This is a genomic window from Microbacterium sp. Z12_35 (genome assembly GCF_058310475.1).
In genome coordinates this window covers 206358-231198 of sequence record NZ_JBZEGJ010000001.1, presented here as the reverse complement: position 1 = coordinate 231198, position 24841 = coordinate 206358, and the positions used below count along the sequence as shown (strand labels likewise).

The 24841-nt window shown below is 70.1% G+C and carries 19 protein-coding genes; 8 read left to right on the top strand and 11 right to left on the bottom strand.

Going from position 1 to position 24841, the window contains the following annotated elements; all coding sequences use genetic code 11:
- Positions 1 to 28: 28 nt before the first annotated feature.
- A complete protein-coding gene (locus AC4FS1_RS01190) occupies positions 29 to 1858 on the bottom strand; it encodes a thioredoxin domain-containing protein (RefSeq protein WP_491151939.1) in 1830 nt (609 codons plus the stop codon).
- Between the two features lies 1 nt (position 1859).
- On the bottom strand, positions 1860 to 2696 hold the full coding sequence (locus tag AC4FS1_RS01185) for an aldo/keto reductase (RefSeq protein WP_491151937.1): 837 nt from the start codon (positions 2694 to 2696) through the stop codon (positions 1860 to 1862).
- Positions 2697 to 2939: 243 nt separating this feature from the next.
- On the opposite strand from AC4FS1_RS01185, the gene AC4FS1_RS01180 reads away from it, so the two are divergent.
- From AC4FS1_RS01180 to AC4FS1_RS01170, 3 genes are all read left to right on the top strand, one after another.
- Complete coding sequence (locus AC4FS1_RS01180) at positions 2940 to 3461, top strand: NUDIX hydrolase (protein WP_491151936.1); 522 nt, start codon at positions 2940 to 2942, stop codon at positions 3459 to 3461.
- A 139-nt stretch (positions 3462 to 3600) separates the two neighbouring features.
- A complete protein-coding gene (hrpA, locus tag AC4FS1_RS01175) occupies positions 3601 to 7518 on the top strand; it encodes an ATP-dependent RNA helicase HrpA (protein ID WP_491151935.1) in 3918 nt (1305 codons plus the stop codon).
- A gap of 49 nt (positions 7519 to 7567) precedes the next feature.
- Positions 7568 to 8509, top strand: a complete 942-nt coding sequence (locus AC4FS1_RS01170; RefSeq protein WP_491151934.1) for a quinone oxidoreductase family protein — start codon at positions 7568 to 7570, stop codon at positions 8507 to 8509.
- Positions 8510 to 8617: 108 nt separating this feature from the next.
- On the opposite strand, the gene mmsB is transcribed toward AC4FS1_RS01170, so the two are convergent.
- The 5 genes from mmsB to AC4FS1_RS01145 form a co-directional block, all read right to left on the bottom strand.
- The gene (gene mmsB, locus AC4FS1_RS01165) at positions 8618 to 9841 is read right to left on the bottom strand and encodes a multiple monosaccharide ABC transporter permease (RefSeq protein ID WP_491151933.1); all 1224 of its coding nucleotides are present in this window, start codon (positions 9839 to 9841) and stop codon (positions 8618 to 8620) included.
- 22 nt (positions 9842 to 9863) lie between these two features.
- Positions 9864 to 11390, bottom strand: coding sequence for a multiple monosaccharide ABC transporter ATP-binding protein (mmsA, locus tag AC4FS1_RS01160; RefSeq protein ID WP_491151932.1), 1527 nt, complete (start codon positions 11388 to 11390; stop codon positions 9864 to 9866).
- Positions 11391 to 11488: 98 nt separating this feature from the next.
- Positions 11489 to 12616 carry a multiple monosaccharide ABC transporter substrate-binding protein gene (gene chvE / locus AC4FS1_RS01155; RefSeq protein ID WP_491151931.1) on the bottom strand — a complete coding sequence of 376 codons (1128 nt, stop codon included), beginning with the start codon at positions 12614 to 12616 and terminating at the stop codon, positions 11489 to 11491.
- Positions 12617 to 12660: 44 nt separating this feature from the next.
- Complete coding sequence (locus AC4FS1_RS01150) at positions 12661 to 13395, bottom strand: L-ribulose-5-phosphate 4-epimerase (protein WP_491151929.1); 735 nt, start codon at positions 13393 to 13395, stop codon at positions 12661 to 12663.
- A gap of 117 nt (positions 13396 to 13512) precedes the next feature.
- Positions 13513 to 14532, bottom strand: coding sequence for a LacI family DNA-binding transcriptional regulator (locus AC4FS1_RS01145; RefSeq protein ID WP_491151927.1), 1020 nt, complete (start codon positions 14530 to 14532; stop codon positions 13513 to 13515).
- Positions 14533 to 14649: 117 nt separating this feature from the next.
- Between AC4FS1_RS01145 and AC4FS1_RS01140 the strand changes: the two genes are divergently transcribed.
- The gene (locus tag AC4FS1_RS01140; protein WP_491151925.1) at positions 14650 to 15207 is read left to right on the top strand and encodes a hypothetical protein; all 558 of its coding nucleotides are present in this window, start codon (positions 14650 to 14652) and stop codon (positions 15205 to 15207) included.
- Here the strand turns inward: AC4FS1_RS01140 and AC4FS1_RS01135 are convergent.
- Positions 15191 to 16516 (bottom strand): M20/M25/M40 family metallo-hydrolase, encoded by a 1326-nt coding sequence (locus AC4FS1_RS01135; protein WP_491151923.1) that lies wholly within the window; start codon positions 16514 to 16516, stop codon positions 15191 to 15193. The genes AC4FS1_RS01140 and AC4FS1_RS01135 overlap by 17 nt on opposite strands.
- Positions 16517 to 16639: 123 nt before the next feature.
- Here AC4FS1_RS01135 and AC4FS1_RS01130 point away from each other — a divergent pair, with 123 nt between their 5' ends.
- The 4 genes from AC4FS1_RS01130 (at position 16640) to AC4FS1_RS01115 (ending at position 20859) form a co-directional block, all read left to right on the top strand.
- Positions 16640 to 17503 carry an NYN domain-containing protein gene (locus tag AC4FS1_RS01130; protein WP_491151921.1) on the top strand — a complete coding sequence of 288 codons (864 nt, stop codon included), beginning with the start codon at positions 16640 to 16642 and terminating at the stop codon, positions 17501 to 17503.
- Between the two features lie 155 nt (positions 17504 to 17658).
- On the top strand, positions 17659 to 18729 hold the full coding sequence (locus tag AC4FS1_RS01125; RefSeq protein ID WP_491151920.1) for a substrate-binding domain-containing protein: 1071 nt from the start codon (positions 17659 to 17661) through the stop codon (positions 18727 to 18729).
- Between the two features lie 73 nt (positions 18730 to 18802).
- Positions 18803 to 19594: an ATP-binding cassette domain-containing protein gene (locus AC4FS1_RS01120; RefSeq protein ID WP_491151918.1), complete on the top strand. Its 792-nt coding sequence runs from the start codon at positions 18803 to 18805 to the stop codon at positions 19592 to 19594.
- On the top strand, positions 19591 to 20859 hold the full coding sequence (locus tag AC4FS1_RS01115) for a sugar ABC transporter permease (RefSeq protein ID WP_491151916.1): 1269 nt from the start codon (positions 19591 to 19593) through the stop codon (positions 20857 to 20859). Before AC4FS1_RS01120 ends, AC4FS1_RS01115 begins: the two co-directional genes overlap by 4 nt.
- Positions 20860 to 20876: 17 nt before the next feature.
- Here the strand turns inward: AC4FS1_RS01115 and AC4FS1_RS01110 are convergent, their stop codons facing one another.
- The 3 genes from AC4FS1_RS01110 to AC4FS1_RS01100 are packed head-to-tail and all read right to left on the bottom strand — an operon-like array spanning position 20877 to position 23755.
- Positions 20877 to 21569 (bottom strand): NAD-dependent deacylase, encoded by a 693-nt coding sequence (locus AC4FS1_RS01110; protein ID WP_491151914.1) that lies wholly within the window; start codon positions 21567 to 21569, stop codon positions 20877 to 20879.
- A 1-nt stretch (position 21570) separates the two neighbouring features.
- Positions 21571 to 22200, bottom strand: coding sequence for a hypothetical protein (locus AC4FS1_RS01105; RefSeq protein ID WP_491151912.1), 630 nt, complete (start codon positions 22198 to 22200; stop codon positions 21571 to 21573).
- 31 nt (positions 22201 to 22231) lie between these two features.
- Positions 22232 to 23755, bottom strand: a complete 1524-nt coding sequence (locus AC4FS1_RS01100; protein ID WP_491151910.1) for an ATP-dependent DNA ligase — start codon at positions 23753 to 23755, stop codon at positions 22232 to 22234.
- Positions 23756 to 24841 lie beyond the last annotated feature (1086 nt).

Sequence of the window (24841 nt, the reverse complement as noted above, 5' to 3'; positions counted from 1 at the left end):
GTGGCTCAGGCCAGCTGTGCGGGGTCGGTCAGGCCAGCTGTGCGGGGTCGGTCACCGGGAGGCGGCACGTGAAGGCGCGACAGTCGTAGGCGGTCGGGCGTCCCTCGATCGGCGCCTTCCCTTCGAACAGCGACAGGCCGGCCGAGGCCAGCTCGGCGGCCTGCGACGCGTCGACGATCGCCACGACATCGGCGTGCATGCGGCGTGCCCGGGCAGCGAGAGGGCTGTCGGCGTTCCCGATCACGACCACCTGGTGCGGGGCACTGGCCAGCCCGACCGCCACCTGGAGCAGGGCGCCGTGCGCGATCGGCGCGGCGAGCGCGGCGGGGCTCGCCGCCTGGACAAGAGTGGCGGCCGCAGAGCGGTAGCGCTCTCCGGCGCCCAGTTGCCACAGCAGCAGCGCGGCGGCGGCCATCGCCGCGGGGCCGGAGGGAGCCGCACCGTCGCTGGCGACACCCGCGGCCCGTACCCCCTGGGTGGCGAGCACCGGGTCACCGCCGCCGGGCGCCTCGATGGTCCCGTCCGCTGCCAGGCACGCATCCACGAGGTCGCGGGCGCGGGAGGCGTACACCGACTGTCCCGTGGAGAGCGCGAGCAGCAGCAGACCGCGGGCCAGCCCGCCGTAATCCTCCAGTGTCGCCGGGGCGGAGGACACGATCTCGTCGAGCGACGCCCGGCGGAGCATCCCGTCCGCGTCGAGGTTCGTCTCGAGTACGGCGTCCGTCGCCCAGCGCGCCGCCTCGATGAGACGGTCGTCGCCGAGCACCACGCCGGCGCGCGCGAGGGCGGCGATGGCGTGGCCGTTCCACCCGGTGACGATCTTGCCGTCGAGCGCCGGCGGGGCAAGCTCTGCCCTCCCGGCGGCGTCGCGGGCGTAGTAGCCGCCCTCGCTGCGTTCACCGTCGATGATCGATTCGGAGTCCTGGGCCGCCGCGATTCCACCGTTCGGCTGCTGCAGCACGTCGACGAGGTACCGTGCGGCGTCGGCGGCGACCTCGTCGTTCCCGGCGTCCAGCGCCGCCTCGATCAGCCCGGCGTTGTCGGTGAGCATCCGCTCGTAGTGCGGAACGGTCCAGTCCCGCCGGGTGGCGTAGCGGAAGAAGCCGCCCTCGACGGGGTCGTGCAACTCGGAGGCGGCCATGGCGGCGAGTGCGCGCGCGGCCACGGCCGCCGCATCCGGAACCGGCTCCACCAGCGCCTCCGACGCGAGGAAGCGCAGCACGGGCACGTTGGGGAACTTGGGCGTCTCCAGCGCACTGCCGGCCGCGAATCCGCCGTACTCGCGGTCTTCCCCCGCGACGACCGCGCGCGCCGCCTCCGCGAGCTGGTCGAGAGTGGGAAGCGCATCCGCGGCGGGCGGGACCGAGGCCGCCAGCGCTTCGCGGAGGGCCTCACCGGTGCGGAGGACCTCGTCGCGCCGTTCGGTCCACGCCTCCCGCACCGCGGCGAGCACGTCCCGGAAGGCGGGCATGGGCCCGCGTGCCTCGTTCGGCCAGTACGTGCCGGCGAAGAACACCGCGCCGCCCGGGGTGGTGAACACCGTGAGGGGCCAGCCGAGGTTCCGGGTGAAGGCGGAGGCCGCGTCGAGGTACGCGGCATCCACTTCGGGATGCTCCTCGCGGTCGACCTTGATCGCCACGAAGCCGTCGTTGATGATCGCCGCGGTCGCGTCGTCGGCGAACGACTCGCGCGCCATGACGTGGCACCAGTGGCACGTGGAGTAGCCGATCGACACGAGCACCGGCACGTCGCGCCGCTCCGCCTCGGCGAACGCCTCCGGCCCCCACGGGTACCACGCGACCGGGTTGGACGCGTGGAGACGCAGGTAGGGGCTGGTGGCGTTCGCCAGGCGGTTCACGTCAGTTCAGATCGTCCGGATGCGTGCTGACGCGGCCCGAGCCGTCACCGGGGTCGATCGCATCGATCGCGGTCATCTCGGCGTCGGTCAGCTCGAAGTCGAACAGGTCGATGTTCTCTTCCAGCCGCTCGCGGCGGACGGACTTGGGGAACACGATGAAGCCGTGCTGGATGTGCCAGCGCAGCACGGCCTGGGCCGGGCTCTTGCCGTGGGATGCCGCGGCCTCGGCAACGGCGCGGATGTTGAACAGGTCGTACTTGCCCTGACCGAGCGGACCCCACGACTCGATGTGCATGTCATGTGCCTCGCCCCACGCCACGATCTCGCGCTGAGCGTGAGCGGGGTGGAGTTCGATCTGGTTGACGACCGGAGTCACACCGGTGGCGTCGACGATGCGCTCGAGGTGGGGCACCTGGAAGTTCGACACTCCGATCGAGCGGGTGTGCCCGGCATCCCGGATCTCGATCATCTTCTCCCACGCGTGCAGGTAGTTGTCCTTCGCGGGGGTGGGCCAGTGGATGAGGTAGAGGTCCACCTGCTCGAGACCGAGCTTCTCCAGGCTCTCCGCGATGGCCTTGTGCGGCTCGTCGCCGTCGTGCCGGTCGTTCCAGAGCTTCGTCGTGATGAACAGCTCGTCGCGCGGGATGCCGCTGGCCGCGATCGCCGCGCCGACGCCCTTCTCGTTGCGGTAGATCGCGGCGGTGTCGATGTGGCGGTAGCCGACCTCGAGGGCTTCGCTCACCGCGCGCTCGGTGTCCTCGGGCGGAACGAGGAAGACGCCGTAGCCGAGCTGGGGGATGCTGTTGCCGTCGTTCAGGGCAACCGTGGGAATTGTCATGCCGCCAGCCTAGGAGCGGCCCCGGCCGTCGCGTCCGGGGGTTGACGGACGCGGCCCGGCGCGCGACGCCCCCCGCGCCTCCCGCCGCCTCCCGCCGTCCTCCCGCCGTCCTCCCGCCGTCCTCCCGCCGTCCTCCCGCCGTCGAGAAACGACGATCCGGACGAGAAACTCCGCGCCGCGCCCTGTGTCGTCCGGATCGTCGTTTCTCGCGCAGGGTGGGTGCCTCGGCGGCAAGATGGAGCGATGAGCGACGAGGAACTGTGGGACCTCACAACCCGGGACGGAACGCCGATGGGTCGCACCCACCGACGCGGCGATGCCCGATGGCCGGATGGTGCGTTCCACGTCGTCGTGGGCACGTGCGTGGTCCGCTCCGACGGTCGCGTGCTCATGACGCGCCGGGCCTCGGCCAAGGACTATCCGCTCACCTGGGAGTTCCCGGCGGGGAGCGTGCTCGCCGGTGAGCCGAGTACCGACGCGGCGGCGCGAGAGCTGCGGGAGGAGACGGGCGTTGCGGTGTCCGCAGCATCCCTGGTCCTGGTCGGCCGATTCCCGGAGCCGACCGCGCTCTTCGATCTCTACGCCGCACGGATCGCCGAGACCCCGACGCTGCGGCCCGATCCTCTCGAGGTGGCCGAAGCCGAGTGGGTGCCGCTGGAGTTGGCCGAGCACCGCTACCGGTCCGGCGCGATGGCGGCGCCGTGGACGCCGCGCCTGGATGCGATGTGGGAAGACCTGGTCGCCCTCATCTCCCGCCCGTCCTGACCCTCCCCCGGCCGCTCCCCGCACCGCTCTGCCCGGCGAGAAACGACGATCCGGACGAGAAACCCCGCGCCGCGTTGTGTCTCATCCGAATTGTCGTTTCTCGGGGAGGGGAGCGGGATGCCGGATACGATCGAAGGCTGTGTCCTCGCCCGAACCCGTGATCGCGTACCCGCCGGAGCTGCCCGTCAGCGCCGCCCGGGAGGAGATCGCGCGCGCCATCGCCGAGAACCAGGTCGTGATCGTCGCCGGAGCGACCGGGTCGGGCAAGACCACGCAGCTGCCCAAGATCTGCCTCGAGCTCGGCCGCACCCGTATCGCGCACACCCAGCCTCGCCGGATCGCCGCGCGCACCATCGCCGAGCGCATCGCCGAAGAGCTCCAGGTGCCGCTGGGCACCACCGTGGGCTACAAGGTCCGCTTCACCGACAACGTCTCCGACGACACCCGGGTCGCCCTCGTCACCGACGGCATCCTGCTCAACGAGATCCACCGCGACCGGCTGCTGCGCCGCTACGACACGATCATCATCGACGAGGCGCACGAACGGTCGCTCAACATCGACTTCCTCCTCGGTTACCTTCGCCGCATCCTCCCCGAGCGCCCCGACCTCAAGGTGATCGTGACGTCGGCGACCATCGACCCGCAGAGCTTCGCGAAGCATTTCGCGGATGCCGCGGATCAGCCCGCGCCGATCGTGGAGGTCTCGGGCCGCACCTACCCCGTCGACATCCGATACCGCCCGCTGGTGCCGGAGGGCGAAGCGGAGGACGATCCCGACGAGGTCGGCGGGATCGTCGCGGCGCTGCGCGAGCTCGACCGCGAGCCCGCCGGTGATGTGCTGGTGTTCCTCCCCGGCGAGGCGGAGATCCGCGATGCCGCCGAGGCGGTGCGCGGCGCGTACGCGAAGGATGCTGCGCCCACCGAGGTCCTCCCCCTTTACGGTCGTCTCTCCTCGGCCGAACAGCATCGCGTGTTCGAACCCTCCCGCGTCGCGGGCGTGCGGCGCCGGGTCATCCTCGCCACCAACGTGGCCGAGACGAGCCTGACCGTCCCCGGAATCCGGTACGTCGTCGACACGGGCACCGCCCGCATCTCGCGGTACAGCGCACGTTCGAAGATCCAGCGCCTGCCGATCGAGGCCGTGCCGCAGGCGTCGGCGCAGCAGCGCTCGGGGCGTGCCGGCCGCACGTCGCCGGGCGTCGCGATCCGCCTCTACTCCGAGGAGGACTTCACCCGGCGGCCGGAATACACCGAACCGGAGATCCTCCGCACGTCCCTGGCGTCCGTGCTGCTGCAGATGCTGTCGCTGGGCTTCGGTGACATGGCGGACTTCCCGTTCCTCACCAAGCCCGACTCGCGCGGCGTGAAGGCCGCAACGGATCTGCTGACCGAGCTGGGGGCGATCAGACCCCCCGCCCGCCCGACCGCCGGCCGCGGCGGCGAGACCCCGCGGCTCACCGGCATCGGGCGGGAGATCGCGCGGCTGCCCATCGACCCCCGCTTCGCCCGGATGCTGCTCGAGGCCCGCGACAACGGCACGCTGCGGGAGGTGCTCGCGATCGTCGCGGGACTGTCCATCCAGGATGTGCGCGAGCGCCCCGAAGAGCGGCGCGAAGAGGCCGACCGCCTGCACGCTCGATTCACCGACCCGACGAGCGACTTCCTGTCGCTGCTGAACCTGTGGGATCACCTGCAGGAGAAGCAGGCCGAGCTCGGCTCCAGCGCCTTCCGGCGCCTCTGCCGCGCCGAGTTCCTCAACTACGTCCGCGTCCGCGAATGGGTCGACGTGCACCGGCAGCTGCGCTCGCTCCTGAACATCCGGCGCGAAACCACCGAGCGGACGGCGGATCCGGATGCGGTGCACCGCGCCATCCTCGCGGGCCTGCTCTCGCAGATCGGCATCCTCGACCCCCGCACCGCGAACCCGCCCAAGGACCGCCGCGGCCCCCGGGACGCGAAGGGCGACGGGCGCGCGGCCAAGGGCGAGTACATCGGCGCCCGCGGCGCACGGTTCGCGATTTTCCCGGGCTCCGGGCTGCGCAAGCGCCGGCCCTCGGCGGTGATGGCCGCCGAACTGGTCGAGACGTCCCGCCTGTTCGCGCGCACGGTCGCCGCGATCGACCCGGCGTGGGCCGAAGCGCTCGCGGGCGACCTCGCGAAGCGGTCGCTGAGCGAACCGCACTGGTCGAAGTCGGCGGGCGCCGCATCCGCGTACGAGAAGGTCACGCTCTTCGGCGTGGAGATCGTCCCCCGCCGGCGCGTGCAGCTGGCCCGGTTCGACCGGCCGCTCGCGCGCGAGATGTTCCTCCGCCACGCGCTCGTCGAGGAGGAGTGGGATGCGTCGACGCTCGATAAGCGCCTCACCGCCTTCCTCCGACGCAACACCGAGCAGCGCCGCAGGCTGGAGAAGATCGAGGAGCGCGAGCGGCGCCGCGACATCCTCGTCGGCGACGAGGCGGTGTTCGCGTTCTACGACTCCCGCATCCCCGCCGACGTGTTCGACGTGCGCTCGTTCGAGCAGTGGTGGCGGGATGCCTCGGAGCAGACCCCGCGCCTCCTGGACCTGTCCGAAGCCGACCTCACCGGGGAGGCCGCGCGCCCGGATGACCGCGGATTCCCGTCTCGGTGGCAGCAGGGCGACCAGACCCTGTCCCTGTCCTACCGTTTCGAACCGGGCGCTCCCGACGACGGGCTCACCGTCCTCGTGCCGCTGGCCCTTCTCGCCCAGCTGCGACCCGACGGCTTCGACTGGCAGGTCCCAGGGCTCCGGGACGCCCTGGTCACCGCGCTCCTGCGCGCCCTTCCGAAGGCGATCCGCCGCAACGTCGTCCCCGCGGCGGACTGGGCCGAGCGCTTCGCCGCGGACCTGGCCGGACGCGGCCCGGAGAACACGGACGGGCTCCCCGCCACCACCCTCACCGCGGCGCTGGCCGCGCTGGTCCAGCGCGTCGCGAGCCAGCCCGTGACCGCAGCCGATTTCGATATGGAGCGGGTGCCCGGCCACCTCCTGCCCACCTTCCGCGCGGTGGATGCCCGCGGGCGCACGGTCGGCAGCGACCGCGACCTGTCCGCGCTCCAGCAGCGCCTCGCCGATCGTGCGCGCACGAGCGTGGCCGCCACGATCGATCGCCGCGCCGCGCAGGTCGCCGCCGCAGCGACGCCGGGGGGAATGGCCGCGCCCGGGGCGTTCACGGCGCGCTCGGGGGTCACGACATGGACGTTCGGTGATCTCCCCGAGGTCGTGGACACGCGGGTGGCCGGGGGTGTCGTGCGGGGTTACCCCGCCCTCATCGATGACGGCGGATCAGTGTCGCTGCGCCTGGAGACCACCCCCCAGGATGCGGCGCGCCACACCCGCGCGGGCGTGCGCCGCCTCCTGCTCCTGGCCGTCGCTTCCCCCGCGACCTATGTCCTCGAGCACCTCACGTCGACGGAGAAGCTCGCCCTCGCCGCATCCCCGTACCCCAGCGCCAAGGCTCTGATCGAGGACGCGCGTGTGGCCGTGGCCGATGCGGTGCTCGATCGTTCCGCGCCCGGCGGATCCGTCCGCACGCACGCCGAATTCGAACGCGTGCGCGATGCGCTGTCGGCCGTCGTCGTGGACGAGACCTTCGCGGCCGTCTCGCTGGCTGCACGGGTCCTCACCACCGGCCGCGAGGTGGACCGCGCCCTCCGAGGCCAGACGTCGATGGCCCTTCTCGGGGCGCTCGGTGACGTGCGCGCGCAGCTGAGTGGTCTCGTCTTCCCGGGGTTCGTCTCCGCGACCGGGCTCGCTCGTCTGGCGCACGTTCCGCGGTATCTCGCCGGCGCGCTGCAGCGGGTCCAGGCGCTGGCGGACAACCCGGGCCGCGACCGGCAGCGTCAGAACGAATACGAGCGGGCCGCCGCCCTCTACAGCGACGCGGGTGGCACCATCCCGCCGCCCGCTGACGCGCCCGCCCGGATCGTGCACGCACGGTGGCTGCTGGAAGAGCTGCGGGTGAGCCTCTTCGCGCAGCAGCTCGGCACGGCCGAACCGGTCTCGCTGCAGCGGATCGCGAAGGTTCTGCGCAGCTGAGCCCGGGGCCGCGCCCACCACTAGGCTCGGCGACGGAAAGGATCCTGCCATGCCACGCGCTGTCGTCCACACCGAGTTCGGCGGTCCTGAGGTGCTGCAGGTCCGCGAGGTGCCTTTCTCCGCTCCCGCTCGCGGTGAGCTGCGCGTTCGGATAGAGGCGGCCGGCGTGAATCCGGTGGATGCGAAGCTGCGCTCGGGCGCGCGGGCGAGCGACCCCATCCGCGAGCCCCGTCGCGTGGGCGCGGACGCCGGCGGGGTCGTGGTCGAGGTCGGGAACGACGTGGAGGGATTCCGCCCCGGCCTTCCCGTCGTGCTGACCGGCGTCATCGGAACCTACGCCGAGGAGATCGTCGTCCCCGCCGCCTCCGCGGTGCCCCGGCCGCCGGCGGTCAGTGCCGCGCAGGCCGCGGCGCTGGGGATTCCCGTCGGCACGGCGTATCAGTCGCTGCGGTCGCTCGCGATCGGCCCCGGTGACACGCTTCTCGTCCACGGCGGCTCGGGCTCGGTCGGGCGCGCGGCGGTCCAGTACGCGCTCCTGTGGGGAGCCCGCGTCATCGCGACCGCTTCGGATCGCCGCGCGGACGGGGTGCGCGCTCTCGGCGCGACCGTGGTGCGCTACGGCGACGGGCTCGTGGGACGGGTACGGGATGCTGCGCCGGAAGGTGTCACCGCCGCCCTGGACTGCGTCGGCACCGACGAGGCGCTGGACGTCTCGATCGACCTGGTCGCCGACCGCCGGCGGATCGTCACACTCGTCCGGGGCGCAGAGGCCGATGCCCTCGGCATCCGGGCGTTCCGAGGTGGGAGCCCGCGCCCCCTCTCGGCCCAGGAACTCGCGTGGCGGCACGAGGCGATCCCGGTGACGCTCGCGCTTCTCTCGGCCAGCGCGTTCTCCGTCGAGCTCGGTCCGCAGTTGCCGCTCACCGAGGCGGGAGAGGCCCAGCGCCTCGTCCAGTCCGGCACCGACGGCAAGGTCACCCTGCTCCCCTGACCAGGTCCCCGTCCCCGCGAAAATCCCGTCGGCCGACGAAACCCCGGCGCACTGCGGGGTTCTCGTCGGCCGACGGGATTGTGGAGGTCGGTCAGGCCGCGGAGGCGTTCAGCTGTTGCCGGAGCGGCGCTTGTTGTAGACGTCGAAGGCCACGGCCAGCAGCAGGACGAGGCCCTTGACGGCCTGCTGCCACTCGATGCCGATGCCCATGATCGACATGCCGTTGTTGAGCACGCCGATGATGAGGCCACCGATGATCGCCCCGCCGATGGTGCCGACACCGCCCTGGACCGCAGCGCCACCGATGAACGCGGCCGAGATGGCTTCGAGCTCGAATCCGTCACCGGCCTTCGGGCCGGCAAGGTTCAGGCGGGCGGTGAAGATCAGGCCGGCGAGGGCTGCCAGGAACCCCATGTTCACGAACAACCAGAAGTCCACGCGGCGGGTCTTGATCCCCGACAGCTCCGCGGCGTGGCGGTTGCCGCCGATGGCATAGATGTGGCGGCCGAACACCGTCCGCTTCATCACGAGGCCGTAGACCATCACGAGCACCGCCAGCACGATCAGGGTCACCGGGATGCCCTTGTACGACGCGAGCGAGTAGGTGAAGAAGGCGATCGCCGCGGCGATGAGCACGAGCTTCACGATGACCCAGACGATCGGCTCGACCTCCTGACCGTACTTGGACCGCCCCGCGCGGGTGCGCATCTGCTGCACGACGACGGCGACGATGGCCACGGCGCCGATCGCGAGCGTGAAGATGTCGGGATCGGTTTCGCCGAACAACCCCGACAAGAACCCGTTGCCCAACGCTCGGTACTCCGTCGGGAACGAGCCGATGTTGGCGTTACCGAGGACCACGAGCGCCAGCCCGCGGAAGATCAGCATGCCCGCCAGGGTCACGATGAACGCGGGAATCCCCACGAAAGCGATCCAGAAACCCTGCCACGCGCCCACCAGCGCTCCGATGAGGAGCGACAACAGGATGGCGAGCCACCAGGGCATGCCCATCTCCACCGCGAAGACGCCCGAGAGCGCCCCGACGAAGGCCGCCACCGATCCCACCGAGAGGTCGATGTGCCCGGCGATGATCACCATGACCATGCCGATGGCCAGCACGAGGATGTAGCCGTTCTGCACGACCAGGTTCGAGATGTTCTGGGGGCGGAGCAGGATGCCGTTGGTCAGGATCGTGAAGAGGGCGACCACGGCGATCAGGGCGATGAAGATGCCGTTCTTGCCCAGATCGGCCAGCACGTGGCTGAACCAGCGCGTGAATTTGTTGTCCGGCGGGTTGATGTTCGCGCCGACGGCCTCGGTGTTGTTCGTCATTGATCTGTCTCCCGAACCCCCGTCAGCGGGGGTTCTCCATGGTCATGAGCTTGAGGACGGACTCGGGGGTGGCTTCGGAGATGGGCACCTCGCCGGTGATGCGGCCCTCCGACAACGCATACACGCGGTCGGAGATGCCCAGGAGCTCCGGAAGCTCCGAGGAGATGACGATGATGCCCTTCCCCTCGGCCGCGAGCCGGTTGATGATCGTGTAGATCTCGTACTTCGCGCCGACGTCGATGCCGCGGGTGGGCTCATCCAGGATGAGCACGTCGGGGTCGGAGTAGATCCACTTCGACAGCACGACCTTCTGCTGGTTTCCGCCGGAGAGCTTTCCGGTCTTGACGAGCACGCTCGGGGCCTTGATGTTCAGTTCGCGCCGGTAGTCGTTGGCGACCTTGAACTCCTCGTTGTCGTTGACGAGACCGGCCTTCTCGAGCTTCCGCAGGGAGGCCATCGAGATGTTGCGCTTGATGTCTTCGATGAGGTTCAGCCCGTACGTCTTGCGGTCTTCCGTCGCATACGCCAGGCCGTTGTCGATCGCCTCCGACACGGTGCGCGTCTTGATCTCTTTCCCGCGCATGAACACCTTGCCGGAGATGCGGGTGCCGTAGCTGTGGCCGAACAGGCTCATCGCGAACTCGGTGCGCCCGGCGCCCATGAGGCCCGCGATGCCGACGATCTCCCCCGCGCGGACGTTCAGGGAGACCTTGTCCACGATGACGCGGGACGGATCCTGTGGATGGTGCGCCGTCCAGTCCTCGACGCGCAACAGCTCTTCGCCGATGTGCGGCTCGTGGTCGGGATAGCGGTGCTCGAGGTCGCGCCCCACCATGTCTTTGATGATGCGGTCTTCGGTGACCTCGGCCTTCGCGATCGTCTCGATCGTCTTACCGTCGCGGATGACCGTCACGGTGTCGGCGACGCGTTTGATCTCGTTCAGCTTGTGGCTGATGATGATCGAGGTCACGCCCTCTTCCTTGAGCTGGAGGATGAGGTCCAGGAGGTGCGCGGAGTCCTCGTCATTGAGCGCAGCGGTCGGCTCATCGAGGATGAGGAGCTTGACGTCCTTCGACAACGCCTTGGCGATCTCGACGAGCTGCTGCTTTCCCACGCCGATCTGACTGATCTTCGTGGTGGGGTTGTCGCGCAGTCCGACGCGGGCCAGCAGCGCTGCCGCCTCGAAGTTCGTCTTGTTCCAGTCGATGAGACCGGCGCTCGTGCGCTCGTTGTTGAGGAAGATGTTCTCCGCGATCGACAGATACGGGCTGAGCGCCAGTTCCTGGTGGATGATGACGATCCCGCGGGCCTCGCTGTCGCGAAGGTTGCGGAACTGCACCTCGTCACCGGCGTAGACGATCTCGCCGTCGTAGGTGCCGTGCGGGTAGACGCCCGACAACACCTTCATGAGCGTCGATTTGCCGGCGCCGTTCTCGCCGCAGATCGCGTGGACATCTCCCGAGCGAACCGCGAGGGTGACATTCGACAGCGCCTTGACGCCGGGGAAGGTCTTGGTGATGCCGCGCATCTCCAGGATGTTCTCTGACACGTTTCCGACTTCTTCCGAGAAATGGGGATGTAGCGGGCCGCCGCGACGGTGGACGGGAGCCGAAGCCCCCGCCCACCGTCACGGTTCAGGTTCGGACCTTAGAGGCCGAGGTCCTCGGCCGTCCAGTATTCGGACTCCACGAGCACCGGCTCGACGTTGTCCTTCACGACCGGAACCGGCGCGAGGAGGTACGACGGGACGATCTTCACGTCGTTGTCGTAGGTCTCCTCGTCGTTGACCTCGACCTCGTCGCCCTGGAGGGCGGCGATGGCCATGTTGGCCGCGACCTTGGCGAGCTCGCGCGTGTCCTTGAAGATCGTCGCGTACTGCTCGCCCGACAGGATCGCCTTGACCGAGTCGACCTCGGCGTCCTGGCCGGAGATGGTCGGCCACTCGTCACCGACGGAATACCCGGCGTCGGCGAGGGCCGAGATGATGCCGCGCGAGATGCCGTCGTACGGTGACAGCACCGCGTCGACCTGGGTGCTGCCGTCGGAGTAGGACGAGGTGAGGATGTCCTCCATGCGGCTCTGGGCGGTCTCGCCGTCCCAGCGGAGCGTGGCGGCCTGCTCGATGTCGGTCTGACCCGAGTTCACGACCAGCGTGCCGTCTTCGATCAGGGGTTCGAGCACGTCCATCGCGCCATCCCAGAAGAAGAACGCGTTGTTGTCGTCCAGCGAACCGGCGAACAGCTCGACGTTGAACGGGCCGGCGGGGGCACCATCCACGGGGTTGCCCTCGAGGTCGGTCAGGCCCAGGCCGTTCAAGAGCGTCCACGCCTGCTGCTGCCCGACGAGGAAGTTGTCGAACGTGGCGTAGTAGTCGACGTTCTCCGAACCCTTGATGAGGCGGTCGTAAGCGATCACCGGGATGTCGGAGTCGGCGGCCGTCTGCAGGACCTCGGAGAGGGTCGTGCCATCGATCGACGCCACGATCAGCGCCTCAGCGCCCTTGGTGATCATGTTCTCGATCTGAGAGACCTGCGTGGGGATGTCGTCCTCCGCGTACTGAAGGTCGACCGAGAAGCCCTGCTCCTCCAGCGTCTTCTTGACGGCGTTGCCGTCCTGGATCCAGCGCTCAGAGCTCTTGGTGGGCATCGCGACGCCGATGAGACCGCCGTCGCCGCCGCCCTCCCCGCCGCTGCCGCTGCCGCTGCCTCCGCTGCAGGCGGAGAGCATCAGGGCGCCTGCGGCGATGGTCGCGAGAAGAACCTTCTTTGCCTTCACTGTGTGTCCTTTCGTTGGACGTCTTCGTCTCGGTGTTCCGATATTCAGTTGTGTGCTTGTTGGCCGTAGACGTTCTGGTACCGGTCGTAGAGCCGGTCGATGGCGTCCTGCGGGATGGGGATCAACTCACCGGCCTCCCGCGCGTAATGGACGGTGCGGGCCACGTCCTCGAGCATCACGGCGGCCTTCACTGCATCCCGTGCGCTGGAGCCGATGGTGAACGGTCCGTGGTTCTGCATGAGCACGGCGCGGCTGCGATGCCCCCGAAGGGTCTCGACGATGCCGCGACCGATCGAGTCGTCGCCGATGATCGCGAACGGGCCCACCGGGATGGGACCGCCGAACTCATCGGCCATCGCGGTGATCACGCACGGGATCCCCTCGCCACGCGCCGCCCATGCCGTAGCGAACGTCGAGTGCGTGTGCACCATTCCCCCGACTTCGGGCATGCTCCGGTATACGTAGGCGTGGGCTGCGGTGTCGCTGGAGGGAGAGCGATCGCTCCCGGGGGTTCCGGGCACCACGACACCATCCAGGTCGCACAGGATCATGTTCTCCGGCGCCAACTCGTCATACGAGACGCCCGACGGCTTGATGACGAACAGGTCGGCCCCCGGCACCCGTGCCGAGACGTTGCCGCCGGTCCACACGACCAGGCCGTAGCGCACGAGTTCGCCATGCAGCGCAGCGACGTCGGCGCGGGTACGCGCGATCGCAACCTCGGTCCTCGCGCCCACCACATACTGCTCCTGGCGGCTGGCCTCGGCGCTCCCGCTCATCCCGTGGACTCCTTCGCCTCTCGGATGCCCGGTCTATGTGACCGTTCACATCGGGCAACTATAGTTCCCATTCCGACCGGGGTGTCAACTGTGGCGGTTTCGTTACCGTAACGGCCGCTAGAGCCGCGCGGCCGGCCCGGTCGACGTGCGGACGACGAGTTCGGGCACGATCGCCGCGCTCACCGCGTCGGTCGGCAGGTCGCCTCCCCCGAGCAGCAGGTCCACACATCGGCGTCCCAGCTCGGGGAAGTCCTGGCGCACCGTTGTCAGCGGAGGCGAGAAGTGCGCAGCCTCGGGGATGTCGTCGAAGCCGACGATGCTGATGTCGCCGGGGACCTCCAACCCTTCCTCCCTGGCGGCGTGCAGGAGCCCGAGCGCCATCTGGTCGTTCGAGGAGAAGATCGCCGTGAAATCGCGCACGCTGAGCAGTTCACGGCCTGCGTAATACCCGAAGTCCGCCGTCCAATCGCCCAGGATCGGAGCCGTGGTGGGAACGTCCTGCGCCGACATCTCCTCGAGGAAACCGCGCATCCGCGCCTCCGCCTCCACCCAATCCTGGGGCCCGGCGAGGTGGTAGATGTGGCGATGCCCCAGCTCGATGAGGTGGCGCGTGGCCATGCGCGCACCGGCGATCTGGTCCACCGACAGTGTGTGGCCCGGGTCGATTTCGGCCGACTGCAGCGTCACGTAAGGGATATCCAGTTGCTGCGCGACGATCGCCCGGATCACCCGCACCTGCGGTGCGATGACCACCAGACCCTCGATCGACTGGGCCATCAGGTGCGAGATCCCCTGCGCGATGGAGTCCGGGTCACGCGCTTCGATGTAGGCCGTGCTGACCCAGTACCCCCGCGCGCGGGCGGCTGCCTCGATCGCGGCGATGCTGGAGGCCGGGCCGTACTGCGTGCTGGAAGCGGCGAGGATGCCGATCGTCTGCGAGCGCGAGGTCACCAGCGCCCGCGCGGCCCGATTGGGCCGATATTGCAGCTGCGCCATGATGTCCAGCACTCGGGCGCGCGTCTCCGGGCGGATGCTGGGGTGGTTGTTGAGCACCCGCGAGACCGTCTGATGCGAGACATCTGCCAACCGCGCGACGTCGCGGATGCTGGGGCGTCGCCCGCTCGCGTCCTCGCTCATCCTTCTCCTCCGGCACTGTCGTGTGCGCGAACGATACCGCCCGCATGTGACTGTCACACGATGGTGAAGCGCACGTCGGATTCTGTCACATGAGTGTCACATGCCTACACTGTGCGCGTGTCCCGGTTCGCGCGATTCCTACCCCTCAGTCAGCGGGAGACCGCTGATGAAGCGGCCGTCTCGAGCGACCGGCGAGCCGCCGTTGCCGACGTGGTGGACCGTGCAGCCGATCTCATCGGCGCGGCTCCGGCGACCGCGGCGGAGCGCATGGAGCTCTTCCTCGCCGACGCGGGCCTCCGCGGCGAGGCGGGCTCGCCGCTGACCGAGGACCCGGTTGCGGCCCTGCGCAGCGTCGCCGTCGCCGTCCGCTCCGGCCGGCGGCGCAGCATCCGCACCCTCGCGGCGACCGTGCGCGCACTCCTCGTGCTCGCCCGCGAGAACGGCGTGGACGCGGGCCTCGACCCGTTCCTCGCCGGGGCCGCCGCCCTATACGCCTCGGGCTCCGCTCCCGCGGATCGTCGCGCCGTCGTCCGGGGGTTCACCGTCCGGGCAACGGATGCGGACTGGTCCTTCGGACACGGGCCGGTGCTGGAGGGCACCGCATCCGGCATCGCCGCGTTCCTCCTCGGGGTCTCCGACGACCCCCCGCGGCGACCGGTCAGCGGGCGAGAATGAGCTCGCGGTAGAACGCGATACCGCGCAGCCACACCTCCACGCCGATGCGCTCGTCGTGCGCGTGCAGCGCATCGCGCTGGGCGCGGGAGAGGCGGAAGGGCGCGAAGCGGTAGACGCTTTCGCTGATCGTGGTGAACCAGCGGCTGTCACTGGCGCCGAGCTGCACGTAGGGCAGCGTCACCGCATCGGCGCCGAGCGTCCCCTGCACCGTCGCAGCCAACCGTCGCCACTCCGGCCCGCGCCAGGGCGACACCGGCGAGGGCTCGGAGCCCTCCTCGAGGGAGATCTCCACGAGCGGATCGGCGATCGCGCGGCGGAGGTGCGCTGTCGCCCCCGCCAGGGTGTCGCCGGTCAGCAGGCGGACGTTGACCCACGCCCGCGCAGACGTGGCCAGCACATTGCGTCCGTCCGCGCCGGCCAGTTCGGTGACGACGGCGGTCGTCCGCACGAGCGCATTGGTCTCGGGTCCGAGCGCTGACAACGCGCGGGTGAGCACCGGCGCGAGGGCCCCCGCCCCCGCGTACACCGCGCGCAGCGGCTGCGGAACATGCGCGGCGGCGGTGGCGAGCATCGCCCGCACGGGAGCGGCGAGGCGGACGGGGAAGGGGCGGCGGCGGATGCGGTCGATGGCCCGGGCGAGCCGGGCGGTCGCCGGCATCCGCGGCGGAGTGGAGGCGTGACCGCCGGCTTCGCGGGCGGTCAGCACGAAGGTGGCGATTCCGCGTTCCGCGACGCCGATCATCGCGGCGGGAGCCGACAGGCCCGGCAGGACGTCCTCCACAATCGCTCCGCCTTCATCCAGTACCAGCCCCGGCTGCACGCCGCGCTCGCGGAGAGCGGCAGCCAGCGCCTGCGCGCCGGTGCCGTGCGTCTCCTCGTCGTGGCCGAACGCGAGATACACGTCCCGGGGCGGCGTGGCCTTCTCGGCGAGCAGAGCTTCCACCGCCTCGAGGATCGCCACCAGCGCGCCCTTGTCGTCGATCGCGCCGCGCGCGTGGATCTCGGCGACGGGCCCTTCCCCGACGATCTCCGCGGCGAAGGGCGGATGCTGCCACTCGGCGTCCACGACCGGAACGACGTCCTGGTGCGCCATCAGCACCAGCGGCTCGGCGGAGGTCTCACCCTCCCATCGGTACAGCAGTGCCCCGTCGCCCACGACCTCCCGCTGGAGCCGCTCATGCACGAGCGGGTAGAGCCGCTCCAGTGCAGCGCGGAACTCCTCGAACCCGGCGGGGTCGATCTGCGACGTGTCGGAGCGGGAGACGGTAGGGATGCGCAGCAGCTCTCGGAAGCGGTCGATCGGGTTCACGCGATGAGCCTAGGGGCCCGTTGCGCTCGAAGCTCAGCCGACTCCGCGGCTGCGCACGCCGGACAAGTGCCGCAAGGTGGGTCTGCGGTACCCGGGCGAGGGCGTACCCGGCAGACTGGTGCCATGCCCGATTCGCAGAACGCCCGCGTCGCCGTCTACCTCGACTTCGACAACATCGTGATGTCCTGGTACGACCGGGTGCACGGCCGCAACGCGTATGCCCGCGACCGCAGCAAGATCGCAGAGAAGCCGGCCGAACCCGAGATCGTCGAGCGGCTCGCCCAGGCCACGATCGACGTCGGCGCCATCATCGACTACGCGGCCTCGTTCGGCACGCTGGTCCTCACCCGCGCCTACGCCGACTGGTCCTCCCCCGTCAACGCCGAATACCGCACGCAACTGGTGGCGCGCGCGGTCGACCTCGTGCAGCTTTTCCCGGCCGCCGCCTACGCCAAGAACGGGGCGGACATCCGCCTGGCAGTGGATGCTGTGGAAGACATGTTCCGCCTCCCCGACCTGAGCCACGTGGTGATCGTGGGCGGGGACTCGGACTATGTTCCCCTCGCCCAGCGGTGCAGACGACTCGGTCGCTTCGTCGTCGGGGTGGGGGTGGCCGGCTCCACCGCGAAGTCTCTGGCAGCGGCGTGCGACCAGTTCGACGCGTACGACTCTCTCCCCGGCATCGCACTGCCCACCCCGGAGAAGAAGGACCCATCGCCCTCGCGGTCGCGGACCCGCAAGCGCACCACCGATCCTGGCGCGGACCTGCTCGAGCGTGCCCTGCGGCTGGGCGGGGAACGCGAGGAGAACGAGTGGCAGCACGCGTCGACGGTGAAGAGCCTCATCAAGCGCCTCGACCCGGCGTTCAGCGAGAAAACGTACGGTCAGAAGAGCTTCTCCGACTTCGTCAAGGCGTACACCGAGGTCGCCGAGACGGACGAGTCCGGCAACGTGGTGCTCGTTCGCCTAGCACCTGCACGCGGCTGAATCCACCCTCCCCCGGACGAAACTTTCGCAGTGTTTACCGAAACGTGACCTCCCGATCGATGCGCTAGCCGCGGGGGGCAGTGCATCATTTCAGGGCCACGTCCATGGAGGCGGGGGCACACCAGGAAACACCTCACACCAATGGAGGGTGAGAAATGAAGCGAAGCTCATTGTCCGCCGTGGTAGCGCTCTCAGGCGCTGCGGCGGTGCTGCTCGCAGGATGTTCCGGGGGATCTGGGGGCGGATCGTCGACCGAGGGCGGAGGGGAAGCCGCCGACCGGGCGTGCGTCATCCTCCCCGATGCCGCCTCATCGCCCCGCTGGGAGAACTTCGACCGCAAGTACCTGCAGGAGGGCCTCGAAGAGGCCGGGTTCGACGTGGACATCCAGAACGCCCAGGGCGACACCAACAAGTACTCGACCATCGCCGACCAGCAGCTCACGCAGGGCTGCGGCGTGATGCTTCTGGTCGACTACCAGGGTGCCGCGGAGGCCGTCGCTGCCAAGGCCACCGCCGAGGGTATTCCCGTCATCGCATACGACCGGCCTTTCGAGGGCGCCGACTACTACGTGTCCTTCGACAACGTCGAAGTGGGTCGCCTGGAAGGCCAGACGGTGCTCGACGGGCTCGCGACGGCCGGCAAGGACCCGGCCACCGCGGTCGTCGTCTACATGGGGGGCGACCCCACCGACGGCAACGCGGCCATGTTCAAGGAGGGCGCCGTCGAGGTGATGGAGGCCGCGGGGATCACTCCGGCCGCCGAGCCCCCGGGGATCTGGGACCAGACCAAGTCGCAGACCAACTTCGAGCAGGCGCTCACCTCCCTCGGAGGGGCCGTCGACGGAGTCTGGGTGGCCAACGACACCAACGCGGCCGGCGTCATCAAGGTTCTGCAGAACAACAACCTCGCCGGCGTGGCCGTGTCCGGCCAGGACGCCAACGTGGCGGGGCTGCAGAACATCCTGCTCGGCTGGCAGACGGCGACCGTCTACAAGCCGGTGAAGGAGGAGGCCGACGCGGCAGTGGAGGTGGCCGTCGCCCTGCTGAACGGGGAAACGCCCACCGCCGACCAGGAACTGGAAGACGGCACACCGTACATCGCCGTCACGCCGCAGCTGGTGGGCCCGGAAGAGGTCATCAACGTCGTCGAAGCCGGCGACGCGGATGCCGCCGAGATCTGCACGGGCGACGTCGCCGCCAAGTGCACCGAGTTCGGAGTGCAGTAACGCTCCTCCGTGGGGCGCCGCGTCCTCGGGCGCGGCGCCCCCGCTCTGTCCGATGGAAGACAAGGAAGCGGGAATGACACAGCCGATCATCGAACTCTCGGGCGTGAAGAAATCCTTCGGCCCCGTCAACGTCCTCAAGGGCGTCGACCTGAAAGTGCACCCCGGTACCGTGACGGCCCTCGTGGGCGACAACGGCGCCGGCAAGTCGACCCTCATCAAGGGCCTCGCGGGCGTGCAACCCTACGACGAGGGCGAGGTCCGGATCGACGGTACCCACCGCGACCTGCACACGCCGCGGGATGCGGCCGGCTTCGGTATCGAGGTCGTCTATCAAGACCTGGCGCTCTGCGACAACCTCGACATCGTGCAGAACATGTTCCTCGGCCGGGAGGAACTCACGGCGGGGACCCTGGACGAGGGGCGGATGGAGCGGGAAGCATCCGACACGCTGCGGTCACTGTCCGTGCGGACCGTCAAGTCCGTCCGTCAGAAGGTGGCCTCGCTCTCCGGGGGTCAGCGTCAGACGGTGGCGATCGCCCGCGCCGTGCTGAAGAAGGCCCGCGTGGTCATCCTCGACGAGCCGACCGCCGCGCTGGGTGTCGCACAGACCGAACAGGTGCTGAACCTCGTTCAGCGTCTCGCCCAGCAGGGGGTGGCTGTCATCCTGATCAGCCACAACCTCGCCGACGTCTTCGCGGTCGCCGACGACATCGCCGTGCTGTACCTCGGCCAGCTGGTCGCGCAGGTGTCGGCGAAGGATGCCACTCGCGACGACATCGTCGGCTACATCACCGGCACCAAGACACCGCCCGGCGTGTCCCTCCTCTCCACCGACACGATCATCACTCCGGGAGACCTGGCATGAGCACCGTCACCAACGCCTCACCCGACCCGGTCGCCGGCGACCTCATCGGAAGCGGTGTCGAAGGAGGACTCCGCGACCAGATCGCCGCCTGGTGGCAGCGGATCCGCTCCGGAGACATGGGCGCCCTTCCCGCCATCGGCGGGCTCGTCGTCCTGGCTCTGCTGTTTTCCACGCTCAGCCCGTTCTTCCTCACCGAGCGGAACTTCGCCAACCTGCTGAATCAGGCCGCGACGCTGGTGATGCTCGGCATCGCCCTGGTCTTCGTGCTGCTTCTGGGCGAGATCGACCTGTCGGCGGGCGTGACCGGCGGTGTGGCGATGGCCCTCTTCGTCGTGCTCAACGCACAGTTCCAGGTGAATTGGATTCTCGCGCTCCTCGTCGGGTTCGCCGTGGGGTTGGCCACCGGAGCTCTGATCGGGTTCTTCGTCGCCCGGGTCGGCATCCCCTCGTTCGTCGTGACGCTGGGCTTGTTCCTCGGCTATCAGGGGCTCGCCCTCCTGATCATCGGGGACGGCGGACTGTACCGCCTGCAGGTGCCCGAACTCGTGGCCCTGCAGAACGGAAACCTTCCCGTCTGGGCCGGGTGGGGGATGCTGGTCGTCATGCTCGCGGTCTCGGGCGGGACGTCGTTCTTCGATCGAGCGCGTCGCACGAAGGCGGGGGTCCCCAACCGGGCGCTCTCGCTCGTGTGGATCAAGCTGGCGGTCATCGCCGTGATCGGTGGGGTCTTCGTCTTCATCCTGAACCAGGACCGCGGCCAGTCCGTCGTCGCGGTGCAGGGCGTGCCGATCATCGTGCCGGTCACGCTGGTGATCCTGTGGATCGGAACCTTCGTGCTGGACCGCACGCGGTTCGGCCGCTACATCTACGCGATCGGCGGCAACGCCGAGGCGGCTCGCCGCTCGGGGGTGAAGGTGCGCTGGGTGAAGTGGTGGGCGTTCGTCATCTGTTCCACGCTCGCGGTCGTCTCGGCCCTGTTCAGCGTTTCCCGGGTGGGGTCGGTGGATGCGACGGTCGGGCGCGACATCGTCCTCAGCGGTGTCGCGGCGGCGGTGGTCGGCGGCGTGAGCCTGTTCGGAGGCCGCGGACGCCTCATCCACGCCGCCATCGGCGCGCTCGTGATCGCATGCATCACCAACGGCCTCGGGCTTCTCAACCTCCCCGCGGGCATCAACCTGCTCGTCACCGGCGGCGTCCTGATCCTCGCCGCCACGGTGGACGCCGTGTCTCGAGTACGGGCGGGAGGGTCCTTCCTCCGAAGCTGAGCGTCGGCCCGGCGACGTCAGGCGCGGGCGAGGACTTCCTCGACCCACGCGGGCACGACAACCGTCGCCGGGCCGGTGCGCACCTCGTCGAACGGCACCAGCGGGTTGCTCGGCACGAGGTTCAGCTCCATGGTGCGCCCGCCGCACGCAGCCGCCAGCGCCGCGTAACCGGCGGCGGGGTAGACCTCACCGGAGGTACCGACCGAGACGAAGAGGTCACACTCGCTGACCGCACGCTCGATGGCGTCCAATCCGTACGGCATCTCCCCGAACCACACCACGTCGGGGCGGAGCGTGCGGGCCCCGCAGTGCGGGCACTCGGGCCGACCGAGCAGGTCGCCCATCTCCGGGGTGCGCGCGCCGCAGCGGGAGCAGAGCGCCTTCTGCAGCTCTCCGTGCATATGAATCAAGCGCGACGTGCCGGCCCGCTCATGAAGATCGTCGACGTTCTGCGTCACGACCAGGAGATCGTCGCCGAGCGCCTGCTCCAGACGCGCGAGCGCGAGGTGGGCCGCGTTGGGGGCGACGGATCCGGCGATCCGGCGTCGGAGGTCGTAAAAGGCGAGCACCGTGTCGGGATCGCGGGCGAATCCTTCCGGGGTGGCGACGTCGGCGATGTCATGCCCCTCCCACAGGCCTCCCGCATCACGGAAAGTGGCGAGGCCGCTCTCAGCGGAGATTCCCGCCCCGGTGAGGACGACGATGCGCATGTCAGGGGCTCGGAATCTGCGCGTCGACGTGCGTGAGGACCCGGTCCCAGACGTCGGCGAGTGCCAGCCGCGCGTCGCCGGCTCGCGCGGGGCTCGGGGGGATGATGTCGGCGCGTGCGCTCGCGAGGTGGGCGGCGTACCACTCGGCTGCATCCGGCGGGGCCGTCGCATCCCGTGACCCGTTGAAAATGGCCGTGGCTGCGGGCACACGGGCGAGGGTGGCGGCCGTGAGATCTGCCGCGAGGGGACTGTCGGGCGGAGGCGCGGCCACGAGGGCGAGCCGGTCGACCCGCGCGCCGAGGCCGGCCGCGAGCGCGACGGTGAACAGGGCGGCCGCGCGCTCCCCCACCAACCCCACGATGCCGCGGGGCACTTCCTCGCGGAGGAGCGTGAACACCTCCGCGGCGGCCGATTCGGCCGGTGTCTCCCCGCCGAAGGTCGGCGGGTTGTCCAGCTCCGCAGCCCCGACCTCCACCAGGAGCAGCCTCACCCCGTGCCGCCTCGTGATGCCGGGTTCCGGATCCGTCAGGGCGATCGGGCCGCTACGCAGCACCAGGACGGTGCGGGGCGCCTCCGCCGGGCCGACGCTGCGGTATTCGATCTCGAAGGCGGGTCCCTGGGCGCGGGTCATGTCGTCATCCTGACACGGGCGGACCCGGACGTCAGCCCCGCAGCATCCCGCGCAGTCGCTGGATGCTGTCGGCGTCGGCCGGGCGTTTGTCGGGCCGGTACGCCTTCACGCGAGCGAAGCGCAATGCCACCCCGCCGGGATAGCGGGTGGAGCGCTGCACCCCGTCGATCGCGATCTCGACGACGGCCACCGGCTCCACGTACACGGTCCGCGCGGTGCGACGTGTCTGGATCGTCGGGAAGTAAGCGGTCTGCCAGCGCAGCAGCTCGTCGGTGAGCCCCTTGAAGGTCTTGCCGACCATGACGAAGTCGCCGGGCTCACCGAATTCCCCCTCGGCGTCATACGCGCCGAGGTGCAGGTTCGACAGCCACTGCGCTCGGCGTCCTGACCCCTCCTCGACGGCGAGGACGACGAGGTCGAAGGTGTGCACCGGCTTGATCTTGATCCACGCGGCGCCGCGGCGGCCGGCGACGTAGGGCGCGGCGACATCCTTGACCATCACGCCCTCATGGCCCGCGTCCAGCGCCGCTGCCGAAAAGGCCTCCCCCGCCGCGGGGTCGTCCGTCGTGAGGACGGGGACGCGCCAGGGACCTGCGATCCGCTCCAGCTCGCTCTGGCGGGTGGACAACGGCTCGTCGAGGAGGTCGCGTCCGTCGGCGTGCAGGATGTCGAAGAACCAGGGGCGAAGCGCGACCTCCCGGGCAGCCTCGGCGCCGAAGCGTGCCATCGTGTCTTGGAACGCACGAGGGGCGCCGGACTCATCGAGGGAAAGCGTCTCGCCGTCGAGGATGAGGTCGGTGGCCGGCAGCGCCCGGACCACCTCGACGATCTCGGGCACGCGAGCGGTGACGTCGGCGAGACTGCGTGTGAAGACGCGCACCTCGTCGCCGCGGCGGTGCACCTGGATCCGGGCACCGTCGAGCTTGTATTCCACAGACGACATACCGGTCGCCGAGACCGCATCGGCGACCGTCGCCGCCGTGCTGGCCAGCATCGGGAGCACAGGGCGGCCCACGACGAGTCCGACATCCGCGAGCGCCGCCGGCGGTTCGGTCAGCGCCACGCGAGCCGTCTCCCCGAGATCGCCCGAGAGCATCGCCGCTCGGCGCACGACGGCAGGATCGCGCTCGGCCGCGCGGGCGATCGCATCCAGCAGCACGCCCTCCAGCGCGCCTGTGCGCAGCTCCCCGAGCATGACCCGAACGATGAAGTCCCACTCCTCGGTCGTCGCCCGTTCCGCCAGCGCCGCCAGGACGCGCGTGCGGCGCGCACCGGAACCGGCGCCCGCGGTACGAGCCAGTTCCTCGAACGCGGCGTCGACGTCGGCGATCGCGAGCGAAGGCGAGTCCGGATGCGCGACCGAGAGGTCGGTCATCGAACGCCATCCCACGCCGAGGCGTCCCTGCCGCGGCGACGCGGTGAGGAAACCCACGGTCGCGAGGATCTCGTCGGGTTCCAGCCGGGCGAGCAGCCCGGCGAGCGCGTCGACCTTCGCCAGCCGCGACCGCGTCGCCGCGACGGCGGATGCGGTGGCGACGACCTCGGCGAGGAGCATCCCGGAATTCTCGCACCCACCCCCGACACCCCGCGCCGGGGTGGCGGACGCCCTGCCCGCCGGATAGGAGGTGTCCTGCGGTGCGGCGGAGGTGCGGCGTGCGGGGGCGGGGTGGGCGCGGGTGAGGCGGGGTGGGGCGTGGCGCGGCGGCCGGGGGCGGGGCGGGGGCGGGGGTGTGCTGGCGGCGCCGCGGGCGTGGGGGCGGGCACCCTCCGCCCGCCCCCACGGGCACCTCGGGAGGAGATGTGCACTCCGGAGGACCCAAACCCCACATTCCCCCCTCCCCACTGCACATCCCCTCCCCCAGTGCACACCCCAACGCCACGCGGGCGGGGCAGGCGGGCACCTCGGGAGGAGATAAGCACTCCGGAGGACCAAAACCCCACATTCCCCCCCTCCCCACTGCACATCCCCTCCGCAACCGCACACCACAACGCCGCGCGGGCGGGGCAGGCGGGCACCATCCGCCCGCGCCCCAGAGGCACGTCGGGAGGAGATGTGCACTCCGGAGGGCCCCCAAACCCCACATTCCCCCCTCCCCACTGCACATCCCCTCCCCCAGCGCACACCCCAACGCCACGCGGGCGGGGCAGGCGGGCACCTCGGGAGGAGATGTGCACTCCGGAGGACCCAAACCCCACATTCCCGCCTCCCCACTGCACATCCCCTCCCCCAGCGCACGCCACAGCGCCGCGGGGGCGAGGCGGGCGGGCACCATCCGCCCGCGCCCCAGAGGCACGTCGGGAGGAGATGTGCACTCCGGAGGGCCCAAATCCCACATTCCCCCCTCCCCACTGCACATCCCCTCCCCCGGCGCACGCCACAACGACCCCCGGGCAAGGCGGGCGGGCACCTCGGGAGGAGATGTGCACTCCGGAGGGCCCAACCCCCACATTCCCCCCTCCCCACCGCACATCCCCTCCCCAACCGCACACCACAACGCCGCGCGCGGCGTCCCGTTCGAGACGAGCACTATCCGCTCGCGCCCCACGAGCACCTCGGGAGGAGATGTGCACTCCGGAGGACCCAAACCCCACATTCCCCCCTCCCCACCGCACATCCCCTCCCCAACCGCACACCACAAAG